Here is an 18,306-nt window from a genome sequence, read left to right as displayed (position 1 = left end):
TGTACATCGGCGACACCGACGACGGATCGGGCCTCCACCACATGGTGTTCGAGGTATCGGACAACGCGATCGACGAGGCGCTGGCCGGGCATTGCGACCGGATCGACATCGTCCTCAACGCCGACGGATCCGTCTCGGTGACCGATAACGGCCGCGGCATCCCGACCGGGATCCACACCGAAGAAGGCGTGTCCGCGGCCGAGGTCATCATGACCCAGCTCCACGCCGGCGGTAAGTTCGAGAACACGTCCGACGACAACGCCTACAAGGTGTCCGGCGGACTCCACGGGGTCGGCGTGTCGGTGGTCAACGCGCTCAGCGAATGGCTCGACCTGACGATCTGGCGCGACGGCCAGGAACATTACATGCGCTTCGCGTTCGGCGATGCGGTCGCGCCGCTAAAGGTCGTCGGCACCGCGACCGAAGGACAGAAGGGCACCCGCGTCACCTTCTTCCCGTCGCCCGCGACCTTCAAGATCACCGAATTCGACTTCGACAAGCTCGAGCATCGCTACCGCGAACTCGCCTTCCTCAATTCGGGTGTGCGGCTGTTCCTCACCGATGCCCGGCACGAGGAGCTGAAGACCGTCGAGCTTTATTACGAGGGCGGCATCGCCGCGTTCGTCAAGTATCTCGATCGCGCCAAGACCTCGCTGATGCCGGAGCCGATCGCGATCTCCGGGACCCGCGACGACGTTACCATCGACGTCGCGCTGGAATGGAACGACAGCTATTACGAGAACGTCCTCGCCTTCACCAACAACATCCCGCAGCGCGACGGCGGCACGCATCTGGCGGCGTTCCGTGCGGCGCTGACGCGCACGCTCAACAACTATGCCGACAAGTCGGGCATGTTGAAGAAGGAGAAGGTCACCCTCACCGGCGACGACATGCGCGAAGGGCTGACCGCGATCGTCTCGGTCAAGCTGCCCGATCCCAAGTTCAGTTCGCAGACCAAGGACAAGCTGGTCTCCTCCGAGGTCCGCCAGCCGCTCGAAAGCCTGATGGCCGACAAGCTCGCCGAGTGGCTCGAGGAGAACCCAGCGCACGGCAAGTCGATCGTCGCCAAGATCATCGACGCCGCCGCCGCCCGCGAAGCCGCCAAGAAGGCGCGCGAACTGACCCGCCGCAAGGGTGCGATGGACATCGCCTCGCTGCCCGGCAAGCTCGCCGATTGCCAGGAGCGCGACCCCACCAAGTGCGAGCTGTTCCTGGTCGAGGGTGACTCGGCCGGCGGCTCCGCGAAGAGCGGGCGCGATCGCCACTTCCAGGCGATCCTGCCGCTCCGGGGCAAGATCCTCAACACCGAACGCGCGCGGTTCGACCGGATGATCTCCAGCCGCGAGATCGGCACGCTGATCCAGGCGATGGGCACCGGCATCGGCCGCGACGACTTCAACGCCGACAAGCTGCGCTACCACAAGATCGTCATCATGACCGACGCAGACGTCGACGGCGCGCACATCCGCACGCTGCTGCTGACCTTCTTCTACCGCCAGATGCCCGAACTGATCGAGCGCGGTCACCTCTTCATCGCCCAACCGCCGCTCTACAAGGCGACCAAGGGCCGGTCGGAAGTGTATCTGAAGGACGATGCCGCGCTCGACGAATATCTGGTCGAAGCGGGCGTCTCGATGATGGTGTTTGAAACCGTCGGCGGCACGCGCTCGGGCAAGGACCTGCGCACGCTCGTCGATCATGCGCGGCGGATGCGTTCGTTGATGCGCTACGTCCCGCGCCGCTACGATCCGGTGATCATCGAGGCACTTGCGCTAGGCGGTGCGCTCGACCCGAGCTTCACTCCCGACAAGCGCGCCGAACGCGTGGCGGAAGTGACCCGTCGCCTCGATTATGGCGACGACGAGGCGGCGTGGACCGCGCGCCTGACCGAAGACGGCGGCATCCATTTCGAACGACTGTGGCGCGGCGTCACCGATCACCACATCATCGAGGCGACCTTCCTGGGGTCGGCGGAGGCGCGCAAGCTCCACACTTTGTCCGCGGAACAGGCCGACAGCTTCAACCAGGCCGGCAAGCTGGTCCGCGCCAGTGGCACGCCGCAACCGGCGGAGGACGAGGAGGAGGTCGGCGACGGCTCCACTGTCCCGGGCGGCGGCAACACCGCCACGCTGGCACGCGGCGAAAGTCTGGTCGCCCGCCCGTCGCAGCTGCTCGACGCCATCCTGGCGGCGGGGCGCAAGGGCCTCGCGGTGCAGCGCTACAAGGGCTTGGGCGAAATGAACGCCGAGCAATTGTGGGAAACCACGCTCGATCCGTCGGTCCGCACGATGCTGCGGGTGACCACCGAGGACACCTCCGCTGCGGACATGATCTTCACCCAGCTGATGGGCGAAGTCGTCGAGCCACGCCGCGAATTCATCCAGGACAACGCGCTGAACGTCGCCAACCTGGACGTGTAGGGGCGGGGCTCGGGCCCCGCATTCTTGCAATGTTGGAGCAGCGCTGATCAAGCCGGTCGGCGGCTGTTTCTCATCGTCGGTTTTCGATCATTTGCGGCAGCGGTGCGCCCCACTTAACCACCCCGGCGAAGGCCGGGGCCCAGTTACGCAGGCTCCCGTGACGACGCACGGCGATCCGTTACCTTCTCTTCCTTACTGGGCCCCTGGCAGTGCAGAGGGGTGCTCCCACGATATACCGCGTGCTCCTGCGAACGCAGGAGCCCAGAGCAACGATCGCCGACGCCCGTAATCCTAGGCTCCTGCGTTCGCAGGAGCACAGCGGTTGTTTCCGGCCCCCCTTTACTACCCCGGCGGAGGCCGGGGCCCAGTTACGCAGGCTTCCGTGACGACGAGCGGCGCTCCGTTATCTTCTTTCTCTACCAAGCCTCAGGCCTCCGCCGGGTTGGCGGTGCGGAGGGGTGCTCCCACGATGCACCCACGTGCTCTTGCGAACGTAGGAGCCCAGCGTACCGCTCGCAAACGCCCGTGACCCTAGGCTCCCGCGTTCGCAGGAGCACAGCGGTTGTTTCGGGGCCCTCCTTACCACCCCGGCGGAGGCCGTGGCCCAGTTGCGCAGGCTCCCGTGACGAGGGGCGGCGCTCCGTTACCTTCTATCCCCTGCTGGGTCCCGGCCTTCGCCGGGGTGGCGTAGAGAGTGCACCATCAGGGTCGCCTCTCACGCAACCCCTCGCACGCACGCGTATAAGTGCGACTTTTGTGACTCTTGCCTCGCGCCAGCTCAGGCGAGACTCGCCCGCAACGTCGCGCGGACGCCCGCCTCGCGGGGTTCGTAATTGACGGCGGATTGCAGGCTTTGCGCCATCACCCGGATCAGCTTGGTGCCGAGTCCCGTGCCCTTCGGCGCGACCCCCTCGGGCATGCCGCAGCCATCGTCCTCCACCGCCAGCAGGAACGATCCCTCGCCGTCTTGCTTCAGCAGCACGCGGACGTCGCCATTGCCGTCCGGATAGGCGTATTTGCAGGCGTTGGTGACCAGCTCGGTCACGATCACCCCGACCGACACCGCACGGTCGGTCGGCAATCGTAGCGCATCGGCGGCGCAGAGCAGCGAATGGCCGCCGCTCTCGCCCGACAGAGTCGTGGCGAGTTCCGCGACCAGCGCGCCGAGATATTCGCGCATGTCGACGCTTTCGACGTCGTTGGCCGAATAGAGCCGGCGATGGACCTGCGCGATCGCGCCGATCCGCCGCTGCGTATCCTCCAACGCGGCGCGCGCATTGGCGTCGGTCAACGCGCTCGCCTGCAGTCCGATCATCGCCGACACCAGTTGCAGGGAGTTGGCGACACGGTGGTTGACCTCGCCCAGCAGCGCCTCGAGCCGGGCATTGCTGGCGCGCAGATCGGCTTCCGCTGCGGCTTTCGCCTGTTCGAGCTGCGCCCGCGCGCGCACTTGGTCGAAGCTTGCGGCGAGCAGGTCGAAGAAATCCTCGCCGACCGATTTGACGACGTAATCCGCCGCGCCCGCCTTCAGCGCCGCGATCGCGATCCGGCCCTCCTCGGATCCGGTGACATAGACCACCGGCGGCACATGAGGCAGCGCCTGCAGCTGCCGCAGCGTCTCGATCCCGTCGATGCCGGGCATGTAATGGTCGACCGTGATCAGGTCGAACGACTCGCTTCGGGCCATCGCCACGCCTTCGGCCCCGCCCTCTGCGCAGCTGACGTCGAATCCGCGCCGCGCCAGCGCGCGCGACGCCAGCCGGCGGATGCCGGGGTCGTCGTCGATATAGAGGACCCTGGTCTCGCTCACTGGTCCTCGATCTCGGGAACCTGGATCACCGACAGGAACAGCCCCAATTGGCGGATCGCCTGGGCGAAGCTCTCATAGTTCACCGGCTTGGTGATGTAGACGTTGCAGCCGAGATCGTAGCAGCGTTGGATCTCGATCTTGTCGTCGGTGGTGGTCAGCACGACCACCGGCGTCCGCTTCAACGGGCTGCCCTCCGCCTTGATCTTCACCAGAATGTCGGTGCCGCTCATGTCGGGCAGGTTGAGATCGAGCAGTATCAGCGCCGGGCCGTTGCGCGCCGGCCCCGTCGGATCCTCGAACAGGAACGACAAGGCGGTGGTGCCGTCGGTGAAATGCTTGATGTCGTTGAGGATGCCGGCACGACGGATGTTCTTCTCGATCAGACGGGCGTGACCCTCGTCGTCCTCGATCATCACGATGCCGATCATCTGGTGCGCGTTCATGGCCGTTGTTCCTGGATCTGAAAGGTCTTGGGCAAGGTGAGCCGGAAAGTCGATCCCTGGCCCAGTTCCGATACCACGTCGATGGTGCCGCCGAGGCGATAGGCGAGCGCGCGGACATGGGCGAGCCCGATGCCCTCGCCGGGCTGGTCCTGCGCGCCCGATCGGCGGAACAGGTCGAAGATGCGCTGGTGGTCGCCCGCCGCGATGCCGCGGCCATTGTCGGCGACCGCGATCGTCACGCGGCCGCGCGCTTCGCTGCCCGACACGGCGATCGTGCCGGCACGATCGGGATGGCCGTATTTGGTCGCATTCTCGATCAGGTTCGACAGGATCTGCTCCAGCGCGACGCGATCGGTGACGATCGACGGCAGCGGGCGGACGATCGTCAGCGTGACGCCGCGCTCGTCGATGACGTGGCGGATCGATGCCACGATCGTCTCGACCAGTTCCGCCGGATCGAGCCGTTCGGGCGTGATCGTCCGGCGGCCCTCGCGCGACAGTTTCAGGATCGCGTTGATCAGCCGGTCCATCTTCTGGGTCGAGGCGCGGATGAAGCCGATCGCCTCGGGCAAATCCTCGCGCACCGCCAGCCGCGCATCGCTGGTGACGATGTCGGGTGCGGTCTCGTCGGCCCGTTCGATCAGCTCGGTCAGCGCCGGGATCACCGCCGCCAATTCGGCGGTGAAGCCCATGACGTTGACCAAGGGCGATCGCAAATCGTGGCTGACGATATAGGCGAAGCGCTGGATCTCTTCGTTGGCGCGCGACAGATCCGCGGTGCGTTCCGCAACCTGCTCTTCCAGCGTGTCGGCGAAGTCGCGCAGCAGGTCCCGAGACGCGGTCAGCGCGCGGGTGTTGTGGAGCACCACGAGCAGCGTCAGGATAACGACCAGCGCGAGCAGCCCAGCGGCGATTCCGGAGACGATGTAGAACCACAAGGTCGCGCGGCGCTGCAGATCGCTGCGGATCGTCAGCAGCCGGCTCTCCTCGTCCGCCATCGCCTGCCACCGATAACGGATCGCGCGTGTGATCGGGACGCTGCCGTCGCGCGCGAAGGCGGCATGCGCGGCGGCAAGGTCGCCTGAGGCCGCGAGCCTGACCGACGACATCCGCGTGCGCTGGAAATCACTGAGCAGGGGCAGGATGCGGTTGATGCGGCCGACCTGATCCGCATTGTCGCGCGTCAGGCCGGCAACCTCGGAGAGTCCCGCGAACAAGGCGCGCGAGGTGCGGCCATAGGCCTCGGCGAAGACCGGGCCGGGCGCCAGAAGATAGCCGCGCCGCGCGGTTTCGGATTGTTCGAGCGCAACTTGGACCTTGGCGATCGCCTGCCGCACGTCCTGGGTATGCACCACCGCGGCGGTATAGGCCTGGTTGCGACTGTTGATCCACGCGATCGCGATCGCGGCGGCGATCAGCAGCAGCAGCGCCGTCGCCATGAAGGAGACGAGCACACGCCCGAAACGGCCCTCGGAAACCTTCAACCTGCCGGCGACGCGTACAACCATCCGCCTTCCCTTAGCCGAAGGCGCGGCATTTGCCAGCGGGCGGCGTGGGCTCTTAGAGCAGCAGTTCCTGCGCGGATGCCTTGCCGACATTGCCGCCCCCGCGACGCCGATCCATCTCGTGATTGGCAGTGAAGCGGATGTCGGGATCGCGATCGGTGAGAAAACCCATCAGCGTCTCGTGATCGAGCTCGCGCCATTCCTTGCCGCGGTCGGGTCCGTAGCGCACCCGCGGGATCAGACCCGGATCGCGCGACCATTCGATCAGCTGCGCAAGGCCTGCTTCGTTGAGCATGTCGCGCAGGTGGAATGCGGTGACATAGGCGTCCGGGAAGGCGCGGTGCACCGGCAGGCCACGCTCGTGATCCATGCCCTCGGGCTTGCGCCAGTACCGCAGGACTTGGTTCGAAAAGCTCGGCGAATCCGGCCACATCCGCAGTGCGCATTTCCAGGTACAGATCCACTCCGCGCCGTGGGTCAGTGCCGAGGTACAATATTGCTGCTCGAAATCGGCGCGGTGCGCGGCGAGCGCGAGCCGGCGCGGGTAGGGATCGAGCACGCGGCGGGCGACATCGTGCCACCACGGCGCGTCGGCGACATGTTCGTCCAGGATGTGATGGATCGCCTGCGTAACCGGGGGGATCGAACGGCCCGGATTGACGAGAATGCTACCGCCCTCGCCGTACAATTCCCAGCGGCCGTCCGCGTCGAGCGCGACGTCCTGCCAGCCGATCTCGCACACCCCGTGCGCGGGCGGCGCGCTACCGGTGGTTTCAAGGTCGATGACGCGAATGATCTGGGGTTGGGGCCGGGCCATATTCGCTAGATGGTTGTTTCGACGCGCTTTCGCCACCCCGACGCACCGGCATGTCGGTGCCGGGTCAGAGCAGTCCCTCCCGATCGACATCCAGTTCGCGCACGCCGCGGCGCTGGCGTGCGCGATCGATTAGCTTGCGCAGCCCCTCGCGACGATCGCGCGCGGCGGGCACGTCGCGCAGGACGAACTCGGTGTCGCCGGTGGTGCGGTCGGTCGAGGTGATGGTGATCGTGCCGATGTCGGTGATTTGGTTGATCAGCGAAAAGACGACGCGCACGTCCTTGATCCGGTACAGTTCGATCTCGTCGATCGACTTGATCAGCAGGCCGCTCCGCACGATCAGCCGCTGGTCGGTGATGACGTAAGCCGACGACATGTTGCGCAGCCAGCGGACCAGGATGATCACCAACCCGACGCCGATCGCGCTCAGCAGCAGCGTACCCCATCCGGCAAGACTACCGAACAGCCAGCGGGCAGTGCTCGACCGGAAGCTGTCGACCTCGCGCTCGGCCGTAGGAACACTAGTCACGCCGCGCCCCCGCCTTCAGCAACAAGTCGCGCGCGGCGTTGACGCGGTGGGCGAGATCCGCCGATCCGCCGCGATCGGGGTGAACCTGAGCCGCCAGCCGCCGGTGCGCCGTCCGGATCGTGTCGGCATCCGCATCCGGCCCGATGCCGAGCACCGCACGCGCCTCGGCCAGATCGCCGAGCCGCTTGGGGCGCTTCGCCTTACGCAGCAGCAGCCACACGCCCCAGATGATCGCCGCGGCGACGAGCCATTTCATGCGAAGAGCGGTGCCGCAGGCTCGGGCAATTGCAGCGCCGCCATCATCTCGCGCAGTTCCTGGCGTGCGGCGACATGCGCGAGTCCCATCGCACCGAACTCCTTTGAGTCGATCATCGTCAGCCCGGCCGGGAAAAGCTCGCGGTAGATGACGCGTTCGCCCAACCCCGGTATGATGCGGAAGCCGACGCGCTTGGCCAACTGTCCCAGCGCGTCCGACACGCGACGCATGTTGCGCGCTTCGATATGCTGAAGGCGATTGCGCAGCACGACCCAGTCGATCTGGGTGCCGTCGGCACGGGCGCGCTGCTTGCGGGCGTCCCAGATCAGTTCGGAATAGAAGCTCGGGCGGGTGACCTGATAGGTCTCGGCATCGACCTGGCCGATCAGGTCGAAATCGACGAAGCTGTCGTTCATCGGCGTGACCAGCGTGTTCGACAGCGCCGCCGCAGTGCGCGCGAACGGATCGTCGCGACCTGGCGTATCGACGACGAGATAATCGGCGCCGTCGGACAAGCGGGCCCACAGCTCCTCGAACACCGCCTCGTTGGTGCCGTCATGGGTGGCGTGGACCGGCATCGGCAGGTCGCTGCCGGTGCGCTTGGCGGTGGCGGCGCGATTGTCGAGATACCGGCCGACGGTGCGCTGGCGGTGGTCGAGATCGAGGCACGCCACTTTCGCGCCGCGAGCAGCGAGCGCGATAGCGACATGCACCGCGGTCGTCGATTTCCCGGTGCCGCCCTTCTCGTTGGCGAAGACGATGACATGAGGCCCTGCGGGCACGGCGTATTCCTTGTTGATCGGGTGTCGGACCCTTCATAGAAGCCGCGCGCTAATTGTTCGAGGGGGTTTAGGGTGCAGACGACCGGGGATCTCGACCGCCTGCGTCAGGCGGTGACGGCCTGGCGAAGCGCGGGGCAGGCGGTGGCGCTGGTGCCGACGATGGGCGCGCTGCACGCTGGGCATATCGCGCTGATCGAGGCGGCTAAGCGGCCGGGCACACGGGTGGTGGCGTCGATCTTCGTCAACCCGAAGCAGTTCGGCCCGGCGGAGGATCTCGGTCGCTATCCGCGGCGGGAGGCGAGCGATGCGCGGATGCTGAACGCCGCCGGCTGCGACCTATTGTGGGCGCCGTCGGTGGAGACGATGTACCCCATGGGGTTCGCGACCAACATCGCGGTCGCGGGCGTGTCCGACGGGTTCGACGGCGCAGCGCGGCCGGGGCATTTCGACGGCGTCGCGACCGTCGTGACCAAGCTGTTCAACCAGGTCCGCCCCGATCTGGCCTATTTTGGCGAGAAGGATTTTCAGCAGCTTGCGGTGATCCGGCGGCTGGTTGCGGACCTCGATATGCCTATCGAGATCGTCGGCGTGCCCACCCAACGGGACGACGACGGGCTCGCGCTGTCGTCGCGCAACATCTATCTCGACGACGATCAGCGGGCGCGGGCGGTGGCGTTGCCACGGGCGCTGGGGATTGCGGCGCGTTCGATTGGACGGGGCGATTTGGTCGAGGATGCTCTGACGGAGGCGCGGGCGACGCTGATCGCGGCGGGGTTCGAGATCGACTATGTCGCGCTCGCCGACGCCGAGACGCTGGCCGAGGATCCGGCACCCGATCGCCCCCGCCGGCTGCTCGCCGCGGCGCGGTTGGGGACCACCCGGTTGATCGACAATGTGCCGATCGAACAGGGTTAAACGCATTAACCATTTCGATAGACGAATCGGTCCAGAACATCCTCGACGCAAACGGGGTGAGTTCGATGGGCAGCAGTTTGAAGAGCGCGCAGTTTCTGATCGAGAGCCGGATGGCGGATGCCGCTGGCGGCGATACCGATGCCCTGTACGATCTGGGCGTCAGCTATTCGACGGGCACCTCGGGGGTTGGGATCGACCTGATCGAGGCGCATAAATGGTTCAACCTGGCCGCGGTTTCTGGCCTCGAAGCCGCGCAGGCGTGTCGCGCCGAAGTCGCCGAGGACATGACCGCGCGGGAGATCGCGACCGCTCAAGCCGCCGCACGGGCATGGCTCGGGATGACCCAGCGCCGCGCCGCCTGATCCTCAGCCGGTCACCGCCAGCTGCTGGAGCATGAACGCCTGCCATTCGGCGTTCTGACGGAAGCGTTCGAAGCGGCCCGACTTGCCGCCATGGCCCGCCTCCATGTTGACGCGGAACAGCAGCAGGTTGCGGTCGGTCTTCATCTCGCGGAGCTTCGCGACCCATTTCGCGGGTTCGTAATATTGCACCTGGCTGTCCCACAGGCCGGTGCCGACATAGAGCGCCGGGTACGCCTTCGCCGCGATGTTGTCGTAGGGCGAATAGCTCAGCATGTAGTCGTAGAACGACTTCTGCGCGGGGTTGCCCCATTCGTCATATTCGAAGGTGGTGAGCGGGATCGATGCGTCGAGCATCGTCGTCACCACGTCCACGAACGGCACCTGCGCCACGATCAGCCGATAGTCCGCGGGCGCCATGTTCGCGACCGCGCCCATCAGCAGCCCGCCCGCACTGCCGCCCATCGCCGCGACCCGATCCTTCGCGGCGTATTTCTGCGCGACGAGATAGCGGGTCACGTCGATGAAGTCGGTGAAGCTGTTCTTCTTGTTGAGCAGATGGCCGTCGTCATACCAGCCGCGGCCCATCTCCTGCCCGCCGCGGATATGCGCGAGCGCGTAGACCATGCCGCGATCGAGTAGGCCGATCTGGCCGGGATCAACCCGCGGATCCATCGACAGGCCGTAGCTGCCATAGGCATATTGCAGCATCGGCGCGGTGCCGTCGCGCTTGAAGCCCTTCTTGTAGACGATCGACACCGGGATCCGCGTGCCGTCGCGCGCGGGCACCCAGACGCGTTCGGTCACGTAATCGGCGGGGTTATAGCCCGGCACCGGCGCGACCTTCAGCACGCGGCGCTCGCCGGTGGTGGCGTTGACCTCGTAGGTCGTCGTCGGCGTGACCAGCGAGCCATAGGTGTAGCGAACCCACGGCGTCGTGGGTTCTTCGTTGACGTCGAGCGCCATGCGATAGGCGGGCTCTTCGGCCTTCACCGGGATCGACTTGCCGGCATCGGTGAGCAGCCGGATCATCCGATTGCCGCCCTCGCGCTGGTCGATCGCGACATAGCCGTCGAACGGCTTGAAGCTTTCGATGAACACCGCGTCGCTGGCGGGAGTCAGGTCGCGCCACGCCGCGGGCCCTTTCGCCAGATCGGCATCGGCGACAGTGACCAGCTTGTAGTTCTTCGCCGCCTTGTTGGTGCGCAGGATCCAGCGATTGCCGATATGGTCGGCGCTGTAGCGGAATTCGCGGGCGCGGGGCGCGACGATCGTGAAGGCGGTCGGCGACGCGACGGGCGCGCAACGCTGTTCGTCGCTGACCGTGCTCTGCACCCCGATACAGACGAACTTGTCGTCGGCGGTGCGGCCGAGGCCCATCTGGAAGGTGTCGTCCTTCTCCTCGTAGAGCAGCGTATCGGACGCGGCGGGGGTGCCGAGCACATGCGCCTTCACCCGGTAGCCGCGTAGCGTCACCGGATCCTTCTCGATGTAGAGGAGTGTCTTGTTGTCGCCTGCCCAGACGATGTTGGGCTCAACGTTGGCGACGGTGTCTGTGAGGATCCTGCCGGTCGCGAGGTCCTTCACCTTCAGCACATATTGGCGACGGCCGATCGTGTCCTCGGCCCAAGCGACGAGGCGGTTGTCGGGGCTGACCGCCCAGTCGCTCAGCGCGAAGAAGCTATGGCCCTTCGCCATCGCGGGCTGATCGAACATCGTCTCGGCGGGCGCGATCTGCACACCCTTGCGGCGCTCGACGATCGGATAGTCGCCGCCGACTTCGAAGCGCGAGCGATACCAATAGCCGTTCTTGCGATACGGGACCGAGCCGTCGTCCTGCTTGATGCGCGCAACGGTCTCTTCGTAGAGCTTGGCCTGCAGCGGCTTCAGCGACGCGAGTTGCGCGTCGGCATAGGCATTTTCGGCGGCGAGGTAGCCGAGCATCTCGGGGTTCTTGCGGGTGTCGTCGCGCAGCCAGTAATAATCATCCTCGCGCGCGCCGTTGGGCGAGGTGACCTGGAACGGCTTCTTCACGGCGCGGGGCGGGGACGCAGCCGGTGGCGCGGTCTGTGCGAGCGCGGTGGTGGTGGCGACCAGGGCGGCGGTGATCGACAGACCGGAACGCTTCGTGATCGCCATTCTGCTTCCCTCTTGTTGTCGGTCGATCGTAGCTTGCGCCCCGTGGTGTGGGAAGCTGTCAGTGACTTGGCTGCTTACGCCTGTTTGTGCTCCCGCGAAGGCGGGAGCCCAGGGCCAAGCAGCACAAACAGACGTCGTTCTGCCTGGTCCTGGATTCCCGCTTTCGCGGGAAAACAGGAGAACGCGAGCGGATCACACACCCGCTTCCCTCAAGCCTTCGTCTTAGCCACCGCCTTCTTCGCCGGCGCCTTCTTGGCGGGTGCCTTCTTCTTCGCGGGCGCCTTCTTCTTGCCCTTCGCCGGCGCGGCGGCGGCGCGGGCGTCGATCAGTTGGGCGGCTTCCTCCAGCGTCAGCGCGTCCTTCTCGATCGACTTGGGCAGCGTCGCGTTGGTGGTGCCGTCGGTGACGTAGGCGCCGTAGCGGCCCTCCATCAGCTTGATCTCGGCTTCGCTGCGGGGGTGGAGGCCGAGCACCTTCAACGGCGCCTGCGCACCGCGTTGCGGGCGTCCGCCGCCCGCTGCGGCTTCGGCCAGCTTGACCACCGCGGCGTTCATGCCGGTCTCGAACACCTCCATCGTCGAGGTCAGACGCGCATATTTGCCGGCATGCGCGAGATAGGGGCCGTAGCGCCCGATCGACGCGGTGATCGGCTCGCCGCTTTCGGGATGGGTGCCGATCGTGCGCGGCAGGCTGAGCAGCTTCAACGCCCATTCGAGATCGAGTTCGGGCAGGTCCTTCGGGATCGAGGCGCGCTTGGCGTCCTTGCCCTCGCCGAGCTGGATATACGGCCCGAACCGCCCGGATTTGCGCTCTACCTCGAGCCCGGTCTCGGGATCCTTGCCGAGACCCTCTGGGCCGGTGTCCTCGCCCTCGCCGCCGGGCTGCGCGAAGCGGCGGGTGTATTTGCACTCGGGGTAGTTGGAGCAGGCGATAAACGCGCCGAACTTGCCGCCGCGCAGCGCCAGCTTGCCTTCGCCGCAATTCGGGCAGAGCCGCGCGTCGCTGCCATCTGCCTTATCGGGGAAGAGATAATCGGCGAGGAACAGGTCGAGCGCGGCGGTGACCTCGCTCGGCTTCTGCTCCATCACCTCGGCGGTGCGCGGCTTGAAATCGCGCCAGAACGCCTCGAGCACCGCCTGCCACTGCGCACGGCCGCCCGATACGTCGTCGAGCTCCTCCTCCAGCTCGGCGGTGTAGTCGAAGCCGACATATTTCTCGAAGAAGCGTTCGAGGAAGGCGGTTACCAGGCGCCCGCTCTCCTCCGCGAAGAAGCGGTTCTTCTCGACCCGGACGTACATCCGGTCCTTCAGCGTCTTGATGATCGATGCATAGGTGGAGGGGCGGCCGATGCCGAGTTCCTCCATGCGCTTGACCAGCGAGGCTTCGGAAAAGCGCGGCGGCGGCTGAGTGAAATGCTGTTCGGCATCGACGCCCTTCTTCGCGGGCGCATCGCCCTCGCGCATGCGGGGCAGGCGGCGGGCGTCCTCGTCCTGGCTGTCGTCCGATCCCTCCTCGTAGAGCGCGAGATAGCCGGGGAAGAGCACGACCTGGCCGGTGGCGCGCAGCACGTTGCGGCCGGTGCCGTCGGCCAGTTCGACCGTGGTGCGTTCCATGCGTGCGGATGCCATCTGGCTGGCGAGCGAGCGCTTCCAGATCAGGTCGTAGAGGCGGGCGTGGTCGCCGCCGCCGACGCGGTCCTTGGTGAAGTCGGTCGGGCGGATCGCCTCGTGCGCTTCCTGTGCGTTCTTGGCCTTCGCGGTATATTGGCGCGGCTTGTCGGGCACGTAGGACGCGTCGTAGCGGTTGGCGATCGCGAGCCGCGCCGCGGAGATCGCCGAGCCGTCCATCTGCACGCCGTCGGTGCGCATATAGGTGATCGCGCCGTCCTCGTAGAGGCCCTGCGCGATCCGCATCGTGTGATCGGCGGAGAAGCCCAATTTGCGCGACGCTTCCTGCTGGAGGGTCGAGGTGGTGAACGGCGCAGGCGGATTGCGGCCCGCGGGCTTGGTCTCGACCGTCTGGACCGAGAAGCGGCCGTCCGCGACCGCCTGCTTCGCCTTCAGAGCGTCGCCCTCGTTGCCGATCGACAGCCGGTCGAGCTTGTTGCCGTCCCACTGCACGAGGCGGGCGACGAACGGCGTGCCGTCATGCTCCATCGCCGCGGTCACCGACCAATATTCCTGGGCGCGGAACGCCTCGATTTCGCGTTCCCGCTGAACGATCAGGCGGAGCGCGACCGACTGGACGCGGCCCGCGGACTTGGCGCCGGGCAGCTTGCGCCACAGCACTGGCGACAGGGTGAAGCCGACCAGATAATCGAGCGCGCGGCGGGCGCGATAGGCATCGATCAGGTCGGTATCGAGCTCGCGCGGGTGCTGCATCGCGTGGAGCACGGCGGGCTTGGTGATCGCGTTGAAGGTGACGCGCTCGACCTCCTTCGGCAGGGCCTTCCGCGCGCGGAGCACTTCCTGGACATGCCAGCTGATCGCCTCGCCCTCGCGATCGGGATCGGTCGCGAGGATCAGCCGGTCGGCCTTCTTCGCTTCGTCCGCGATCGCCTTCAGCTGCTTCGATTTGTCCGCATAGTTCTCCCATTCCATCGCGAAATCGGCATCGGGATCGACCGACCCGTCCTTGGCGGGCAGGTCGCGGACATGGCCGTAGCTGGCGAGGACCCGGAAGTCCGAGCCGAGATACTTCTCGATGGTTTTCGCCTTTGCCGGCGATTCGACGATGACAAGCTGCATGGGGGTTCGAAGCGTCCTTACGTGTACGCGCGAGGATGACGAGGGGATCGCCGCGCCGTCAAGCGGTGGGTCGAGCGGGGCCAAGAGTCACAAAAGTCACACCCTATGCGCAGGCGCGCGAGAGGAAACGGTACATGGGGAGAGGTCCTGTTGGGGAAGCGGTGGCATATTGCTCTCGATGCACCGATCAGGCGCTGTAGGACACGGGATAGGACGATCGGCGCGATCGAGCGGGTCATGCGAGGCTGACGCGTGCCCCGGCGTGGCGTTCGATCCGCTGTGCCAGCTCGAGCTCGAGAAGCACGGTCTGGACTGCGGCGGGGGTGCAGCCGGACTGGCGGATCAGCTCGTCGATCGGCACCGGCACCGCGCCCAGCAGGGCGGTGACGGTGCGGCGTTCCTGGTCGCTGGGGTCGGACGGGGGTGGTGCGGCGAAGCGATTGGTGGGGGAGCGGACCGCGCGCGCGTCGATCGGGAGGATCTGGTCGAGGATGTCGGCCGCGGACTGGACCAGGGTCGCGCCCTCGCGGATCAGCAGATTGCCGCCCTGGGCGCGGGGGTCGATAGGGCTGCCGGGCACCGCCATCACCTCGCGCCCCATCTCGCCCGCGAGCCGCGCGGTGATCAGCGAGCCCGAGCGGGGGACCGCCTCCACCACGACGGTGCCGAGCGAGAGGCCAGCGATGATTCGGTTGCGATAGGGGAAGTGGCGGGCGTGGGGCTCGGTGCCGGGGGGCTGTTCGGCGATCAGCAGGCCGCGTTGCGCGATGCTATCCTGGAGCGCGGCGTTTTCGGGCGGGTAGGCGACGTCGATGCCGCCCGCGATCACCCCGATCGTAGCGGGCATCGCGCCGACATGCGCGGCGGTGTCGATCCCGCGGGCGAGTCCGGACACGACGGTCGCGTCGGCGGCGAGATCGTGGCCGAGCTGGCGGGCGAAGCGGCAGGCCGCCGCGGACGCGTTGCGGGCGCCGACCAGCGCCACGCAGGGGCGACGCAGCAGCGCGAGATCGCCGCGGAAGACCAGCGCGGGCGGAGCGTTCTCGATTTCGGCGAGGAGCGCTGGGTAGTCGGCATCGTCGATGAACAGATAGCGTGCGCCGAGCCGGGCGACGCCCGCCATCTCGCGCTCTATCGTGGCGGCATCGGGGCTGCGTGGCGGCGCGCCACCGCCTCGTCTGGCGAGCATCGGCAGCGCGTCGAGCGCAGCGTCCGCGGTGGCGAAGCGCGCGAGCAGCTGGCGGTAGGTGACCGGTCCGATGCCGGCGGTGCGCAGGAGACGGAGTCGCGCGGTGGCGGCGTCAGCCATCCTTGCGGCCGATGCGGGGTTCGTTGCCCGTCAGCAGCCGTTCGATGTTCTCGCCATGCTTCCACAGCACGATCAGCGCGAGCACCAGCAGCAGCATCACGAGATCGAACCGGCCGAACAGCGCGGCGCCGACCGGCGCGCTGATCGCGGCGGCCATCCCCGCCACCGACGAGATCCGCAGCAGCGCAAGCAGACCGAGCCACACCGCCGCGTAGAGCAGCGCGATCGGCCAGTGCAGCGCGAGCACGATCCCCATCAGCGTCGCGACGCCCTTGCCGCCGCGGAAGCCCAGCCAGACCGGATAGCAATGGCCGACGAACGCCCCGATCGCGGCGAGCGGCGCCTCGCCGGGAAACAGCCGCCCGGCGATCAGCACCGCCGCGGCACCCTTGGCGAGATCGAGCAGCAGCGTCGCCGCGGCCAGCCCCTTGCGCCCGGTGCGCAGCACGTTGGTGGCGCCGATGTTGCCCGACCCGACCTGACGCAGGTCGCCCGCGCCGAATGCGCGCGTCAGCAGGATGCCGAACGGGATCGATCCCAGCCCATAGCCGAGCAGCAGCGCCAAGGCGGGCGCAACCCAGATGATGTCGGTCTGCACGGCCGTCCCCCCAATCGCCGCCATCATATCGGGATCGTCACGCTACGCCAACAACCTCGCTCGCCTTGGCGGCGGCGGGCGCGGGCCCTAAGGGCGACGGCGTGGATAGCGCGCCGATCCTGTTCTTCGATTCCGGTGTCGGCGGGCTGTCGATCGTCGCGCAAGCGCGCGCGCTGCTGCCGACCGCGCGGTTCGTCTATGCCGCGGACTCGGCGGGGTTCCCGTACGGGATCAAGAGCGAGGCGGAGATCGCGGCGCGCGTGCCGGCGTTGCTGGGGCGGCTGGCGGAGCGGTATCGCCCGCGGCTGATCGTGATCGCGTGCAACACCGCCTCGACGATCGCGCTGCCCGCGGTGCGCGCGGCGCTCGACCTGCCGGTGGTGGGGACGGTGCCGGCGGTGAAGCCCGCTGCCGCGATCAGCGTCACGCGGACGATCGGCGTGCTCGGCACCGACGCGACGGTGCGGCAGGCCTATGTCGCCGATCTCGCGGCGCGGTTCGCCGGCGATTGCACGGTGCTTCGCCACGGATCGGCGGAACTGGTCGAGCTGGCCGAGGCGAAGCTGCGCGGGGCAGCGGCGGATCCCGCGCGCTATCGGGCGGTGCTCGCGGGGTTGTTCGACCAGCCGGGTGGCGAGGCTATCGACGTGATCGTCAACGCGTGCACGCATTTCCCGCTGGTCGCCGACGAACTCGCCGCCGCCGCGCCGCGCGCGGTGCGGTTCGTCGATGGCGGGGCGGGGATCGCACGGCGAATCGCGGCGCTGACCGTCGGGCAGGACTGGCCCGAGCGCGCGGAGCCCGGAGTGGCGGTGTTCACGCGGTTGGGCGAGGCGGAGCGGGCTCTGGCGCCGGCGCTCGCGGCTCGCGGGTTCGCGACGATCGAAGGCTTGTAGGGTCGGTCGATCACGGCGATCGCGCAAATGCGCTGGAAATAATAACCACTCGGGCGTAAACGCGCGGCCATGAGCTTGGATCGTACCGACACCGGCGCGCGCGTCGATTATTCGCGGGTGTTCACCCAGGCGATCGACCGCCTCCACAGCGAGGGGCGGTACCGCGTCTTCATCGACATCCTGCGCAACAAGGGCGCGTTCCCGAATGCGCGCTGCTTCGCAGGGCATAACGGGCCCAAGCCGATCACGGTGTGGTGTTCGAACGATTATCTCGCGATGGGCCAGCACCCCGCGGTGATCGCGGCCATGGAGGAGGCGCTGCACGATGTCGGCGCCGGATCGGGCGGCACCCGCAACATCGGCGGCAACACGCATTATCACGTCGATCTCGAGCACGAACTCGCCGATCTGCACGGCAAGGAAGCCGCGCTGCTGTTCACCAGCGGCTATGTGTCGAACGAGGCGACGCTGTCGACGATCGCGAAGCTGCTGCCGGGCTGCGTTAGCTTCTCGGACGAGCTGAACCACGCGTCGATGATCGCGGGGATCCGCCAGTCGGGGTGCGAGAAGCGGCTGTTCCGCCATAACGACCTCGCGCATCTGGAAGAACTGCTCGCCGCGGAAGACCCGACACTGCCCAAGCTGATCGCGTTCGAGAGCGTGTATTCGATGGAGGGCGACGTTGCGCCGATCGCGGCGATCTGCGACTTGGCGGACCGGTACAACGCGCTGACCTATCTCGACGAGGTCCATGCGGTCGGGATGTACGGCCCGCGCGGCG

General features: G+C 67.2%; 16 protein-coding genes. 5 read left to right on the top strand and 11 right to left on the bottom strand.

Annotated elements, in window-relative coordinates; genetic code table 11:
* Positions 1-2,420, top strand: a 2,420-nt coding sequence (gene gyrB, locus ACFE77_RS13705) for a DNA topoisomerase (ATP-hydrolyzing) subunit B (protein WP_375422205.1), incomplete at its 5' end; no start/stop codon positions are given.
* A gap of 778 nt (positions 2,421-3,198) precedes the next feature.
* Here gyrB and ACFE77_RS13700 read toward each other — a convergent pair.
* The 7 genes from ACFE77_RS13700 to ACFE77_RS13670 all read right to left on the bottom strand — a co-directional run bounded on the left by ACFE77_RS13700 (position 3,199) and on the right by ACFE77_RS13670 (position 8,562).
* Positions 3,199-4,230 carry a sensor histidine kinase gene (locus ACFE77_RS13700; protein ID WP_375422204.1) on the bottom strand — a complete coding sequence of 344 codons (1,032 nt, stop codon included), beginning with the start codon at positions 4,228-4,230 and terminating at the stop codon, positions 3,199-3,201.
* Positions 4,227-4,673 carry a response regulator gene (locus ACFE77_RS13695; RefSeq protein ID WP_375422203.1) on the bottom strand — a complete coding sequence of 149 codons (447 nt, stop codon included), beginning with the start codon at positions 4,671-4,673 and terminating at the stop codon, positions 4,227-4,229. Before ACFE77_RS13695 ends, ACFE77_RS13700 begins: the two co-directional genes overlap by 4 nt.
* On the bottom strand, positions 4,670-6,181 hold the full coding sequence (locus ACFE77_RS13690) for an ATP-binding protein (RefSeq protein WP_375422202.1): 1,512 nt from the start codon (positions 6,179-6,181) through the stop codon (positions 4,670-4,672). The genes ACFE77_RS13695 and ACFE77_RS13690 overlap by 4 nt, the downstream gene beginning before the upstream one ends.
* Before the next feature lie 52 nt (positions 6,182-6,233).
* Positions 6,234-6,995, bottom strand: a complete 762-nt coding sequence (locus ACFE77_RS13685) for an exonuclease domain-containing protein (protein WP_375422201.1) — start codon at positions 6,993-6,995, stop codon at positions 6,234-6,236.
* Between the two features lie 64 nt (positions 6,996-7,059).
* The gene (locus ACFE77_RS13680; RefSeq protein WP_375422200.1) at positions 7,060-7,524 is read right to left on the bottom strand and encodes a PH domain-containing protein; all 465 of its coding nucleotides are present in this window, start codon (positions 7,522-7,524) and stop codon (positions 7,060-7,062) included.
* Positions 7,517-7,780, bottom strand: a complete 264-nt coding sequence (locus tag ACFE77_RS13675) for a J domain-containing protein (protein WP_375422199.1) — start codon at positions 7,778-7,780, stop codon at positions 7,517-7,519. Before ACFE77_RS13675 ends, ACFE77_RS13680 begins: the two co-directional genes overlap by 8 nt.
* A complete protein-coding gene (locus ACFE77_RS13670; protein WP_375422198.1) occupies positions 7,777-8,562 on the bottom strand; it encodes a division plane positioning ATPase MipZ in 786 nt (261 codons plus the stop codon). The genes ACFE77_RS13675 and ACFE77_RS13670 overlap by 4 nt, the downstream gene beginning before the upstream one ends.
* 72 nt (positions 8,563-8,634) lie before the next feature.
* Between ACFE77_RS13670 and panC the strand changes: the two genes are divergently transcribed.
* Positions 8,635-9,477 carry a pantoate--beta-alanine ligase gene (gene panC / locus ACFE77_RS13665; RefSeq protein ID WP_375422197.1) on the top strand — a complete coding sequence of 281 codons (843 nt, stop codon included), beginning with the start codon at positions 8,635-8,637 and terminating at the stop codon, positions 9,475-9,477.
* Between the two features lie 65 nt (positions 9,478-9,542).
* Positions 9,543-9,839, top strand: coding sequence for a hypothetical protein (locus tag ACFE77_RS13660; RefSeq protein ID WP_375422196.1), 297 nt, complete (start codon positions 9,543-9,545; stop codon positions 9,837-9,839).
* 3 nt (positions 9,840-9,842) lie between these two features.
* Here ACFE77_RS13660 and ACFE77_RS13655 read toward each other — a convergent pair whose 3' ends face one another.
* The 4 genes from ACFE77_RS13655 to plsY all read right to left on the bottom strand — a co-directional run bounded on the left by ACFE77_RS13655 (position 9,843) and on the right by plsY (position 16,653).
* Positions 9,843-11,975 carry a S9 family peptidase gene (locus ACFE77_RS13655; RefSeq protein ID WP_375422195.1) on the bottom strand — a complete coding sequence of 711 codons (2,133 nt, stop codon included), beginning with the start codon at positions 11,973-11,975 and terminating at the stop codon, positions 9,843-9,845.
* A 209-nt stretch (positions 11,976-12,184) separates the two neighbouring features.
* A complete protein-coding gene (gene topA / locus ACFE77_RS13650) occupies positions 12,185-14,722 on the bottom strand; it encodes a type I DNA topoisomerase (RefSeq protein ID WP_375422194.1) in 2,538 nt (845 codons plus the stop codon).
* A 235-nt stretch (positions 14,723-14,957) separates the two neighbouring features.
* Positions 14,958-16,031 carry a DNA-processing protein DprA gene (gene dprA / locus ACFE77_RS13645; RefSeq protein ID WP_375422193.1) on the bottom strand — a complete coding sequence of 358 codons (1,074 nt, stop codon included), beginning with the start codon at positions 16,029-16,031 and terminating at the stop codon, positions 14,958-14,960.
* A complete protein-coding gene (gene plsY / locus ACFE77_RS13640; RefSeq protein ID WP_375422206.1) occupies positions 16,024-16,653 on the bottom strand; it encodes a glycerol-3-phosphate 1-O-acyltransferase PlsY in 630 nt (209 codons plus the stop codon). The genes dprA and plsY overlap by 8 nt, the downstream gene beginning before the upstream one ends.
* A 77-nt stretch (positions 16,654-16,730) precedes the next feature.
* Between plsY and murI the strand changes: the two genes are divergently transcribed.
* Together murI and hemA are read left to right on the top strand one after the other, a co-directional pair.
* A complete protein-coding gene (gene murI, locus ACFE77_RS13635; RefSeq protein WP_375422192.1) occupies positions 16,731-17,525 on the top strand; it encodes a glutamate racemase in 795 nt (264 codons plus the stop codon).
* Positions 17,526-17,594: 69 nt separating this feature from the next.
* On the top strand, positions 17,595-18,306 hold a 712-nt coding region (gene hemA / locus ACFE77_RS13630; protein WP_375422191.1), incomplete at its 3' end, for a 5-aminolevulinate synthase.

The sequence above is a fragment of the uncultured Sphingomonas sp. genome, assembly GCF_964243315.1.
GTDB lineage: Bacteria > Pseudomonadota > Alphaproteobacteria > Sphingomonadales > Sphingomonadaceae > Sphingomonas.
This window is presented reverse-complemented; position numbering and strand designations above follow the sequence as displayed.

Excerpts from the sequence above, each read along its gene's own strand:
- ACFE77_RS13695 (WP_375422203.1), bottom strand. The coding sequence starts at position 4,673 with ATGAACGCGCACCAGATGATCGGCATCGTGATGATCGAGGACGACGAG.
- ACFE77_RS13690 (WP_375422202.1), bottom strand. The coding sequence starts at position 6,181 with ATGGTTGTACGCGTCGCCGGCAGGTTGAAGGTTTCCGAGGGCCGTTTC.
- ACFE77_RS13685 (WP_375422201.1), bottom strand. The coding sequence starts at position 6,995 with ATGGCCCGGCCCCAACCCCAGATCATTCGCGTCATCGACCTTGAAACC.
- ACFE77_RS13675 (WP_375422199.1), bottom strand. The coding sequence starts at position 7,780 with ATGAAATGGCTCGTCGCCGCGGCGATCATCTGGGGCGTGTGGCTGCTG.
- ACFE77_RS13660 (WP_375422196.1), top strand. The coding sequence starts at position 9,543 with ATGGGCAGCAGTTTGAAGAGCGCGCAGTTTCTGATCGAGAGCCGGATG.
- ACFE77_RS13655 (WP_375422195.1), bottom strand. The coding sequence starts at position 11,975 with ATGGCGATCACGAAGCGTTCCGGTCTGTCGATCACCGCCGCCCTGGTC.
- topA (WP_375422194.1), bottom strand. The coding sequence starts at position 14,722 with ATGCAGCTTGTCATCGTCGAATCGCCGGCAAAGGCGAAAACCATCGAG.
- dprA (WP_375422193.1), bottom strand. The coding sequence starts at position 16,031 with ATGGCTGACGCCGCCACCGCGCGACTCCGTCTCCTGCGCACCGCCGGC.
- plsY (WP_375422206.1), bottom strand. The coding sequence starts at position 16,653 with ATGGCGGCGATTGGGGGGACGGCCGTGCAGACCGACATCATCTGGGTT.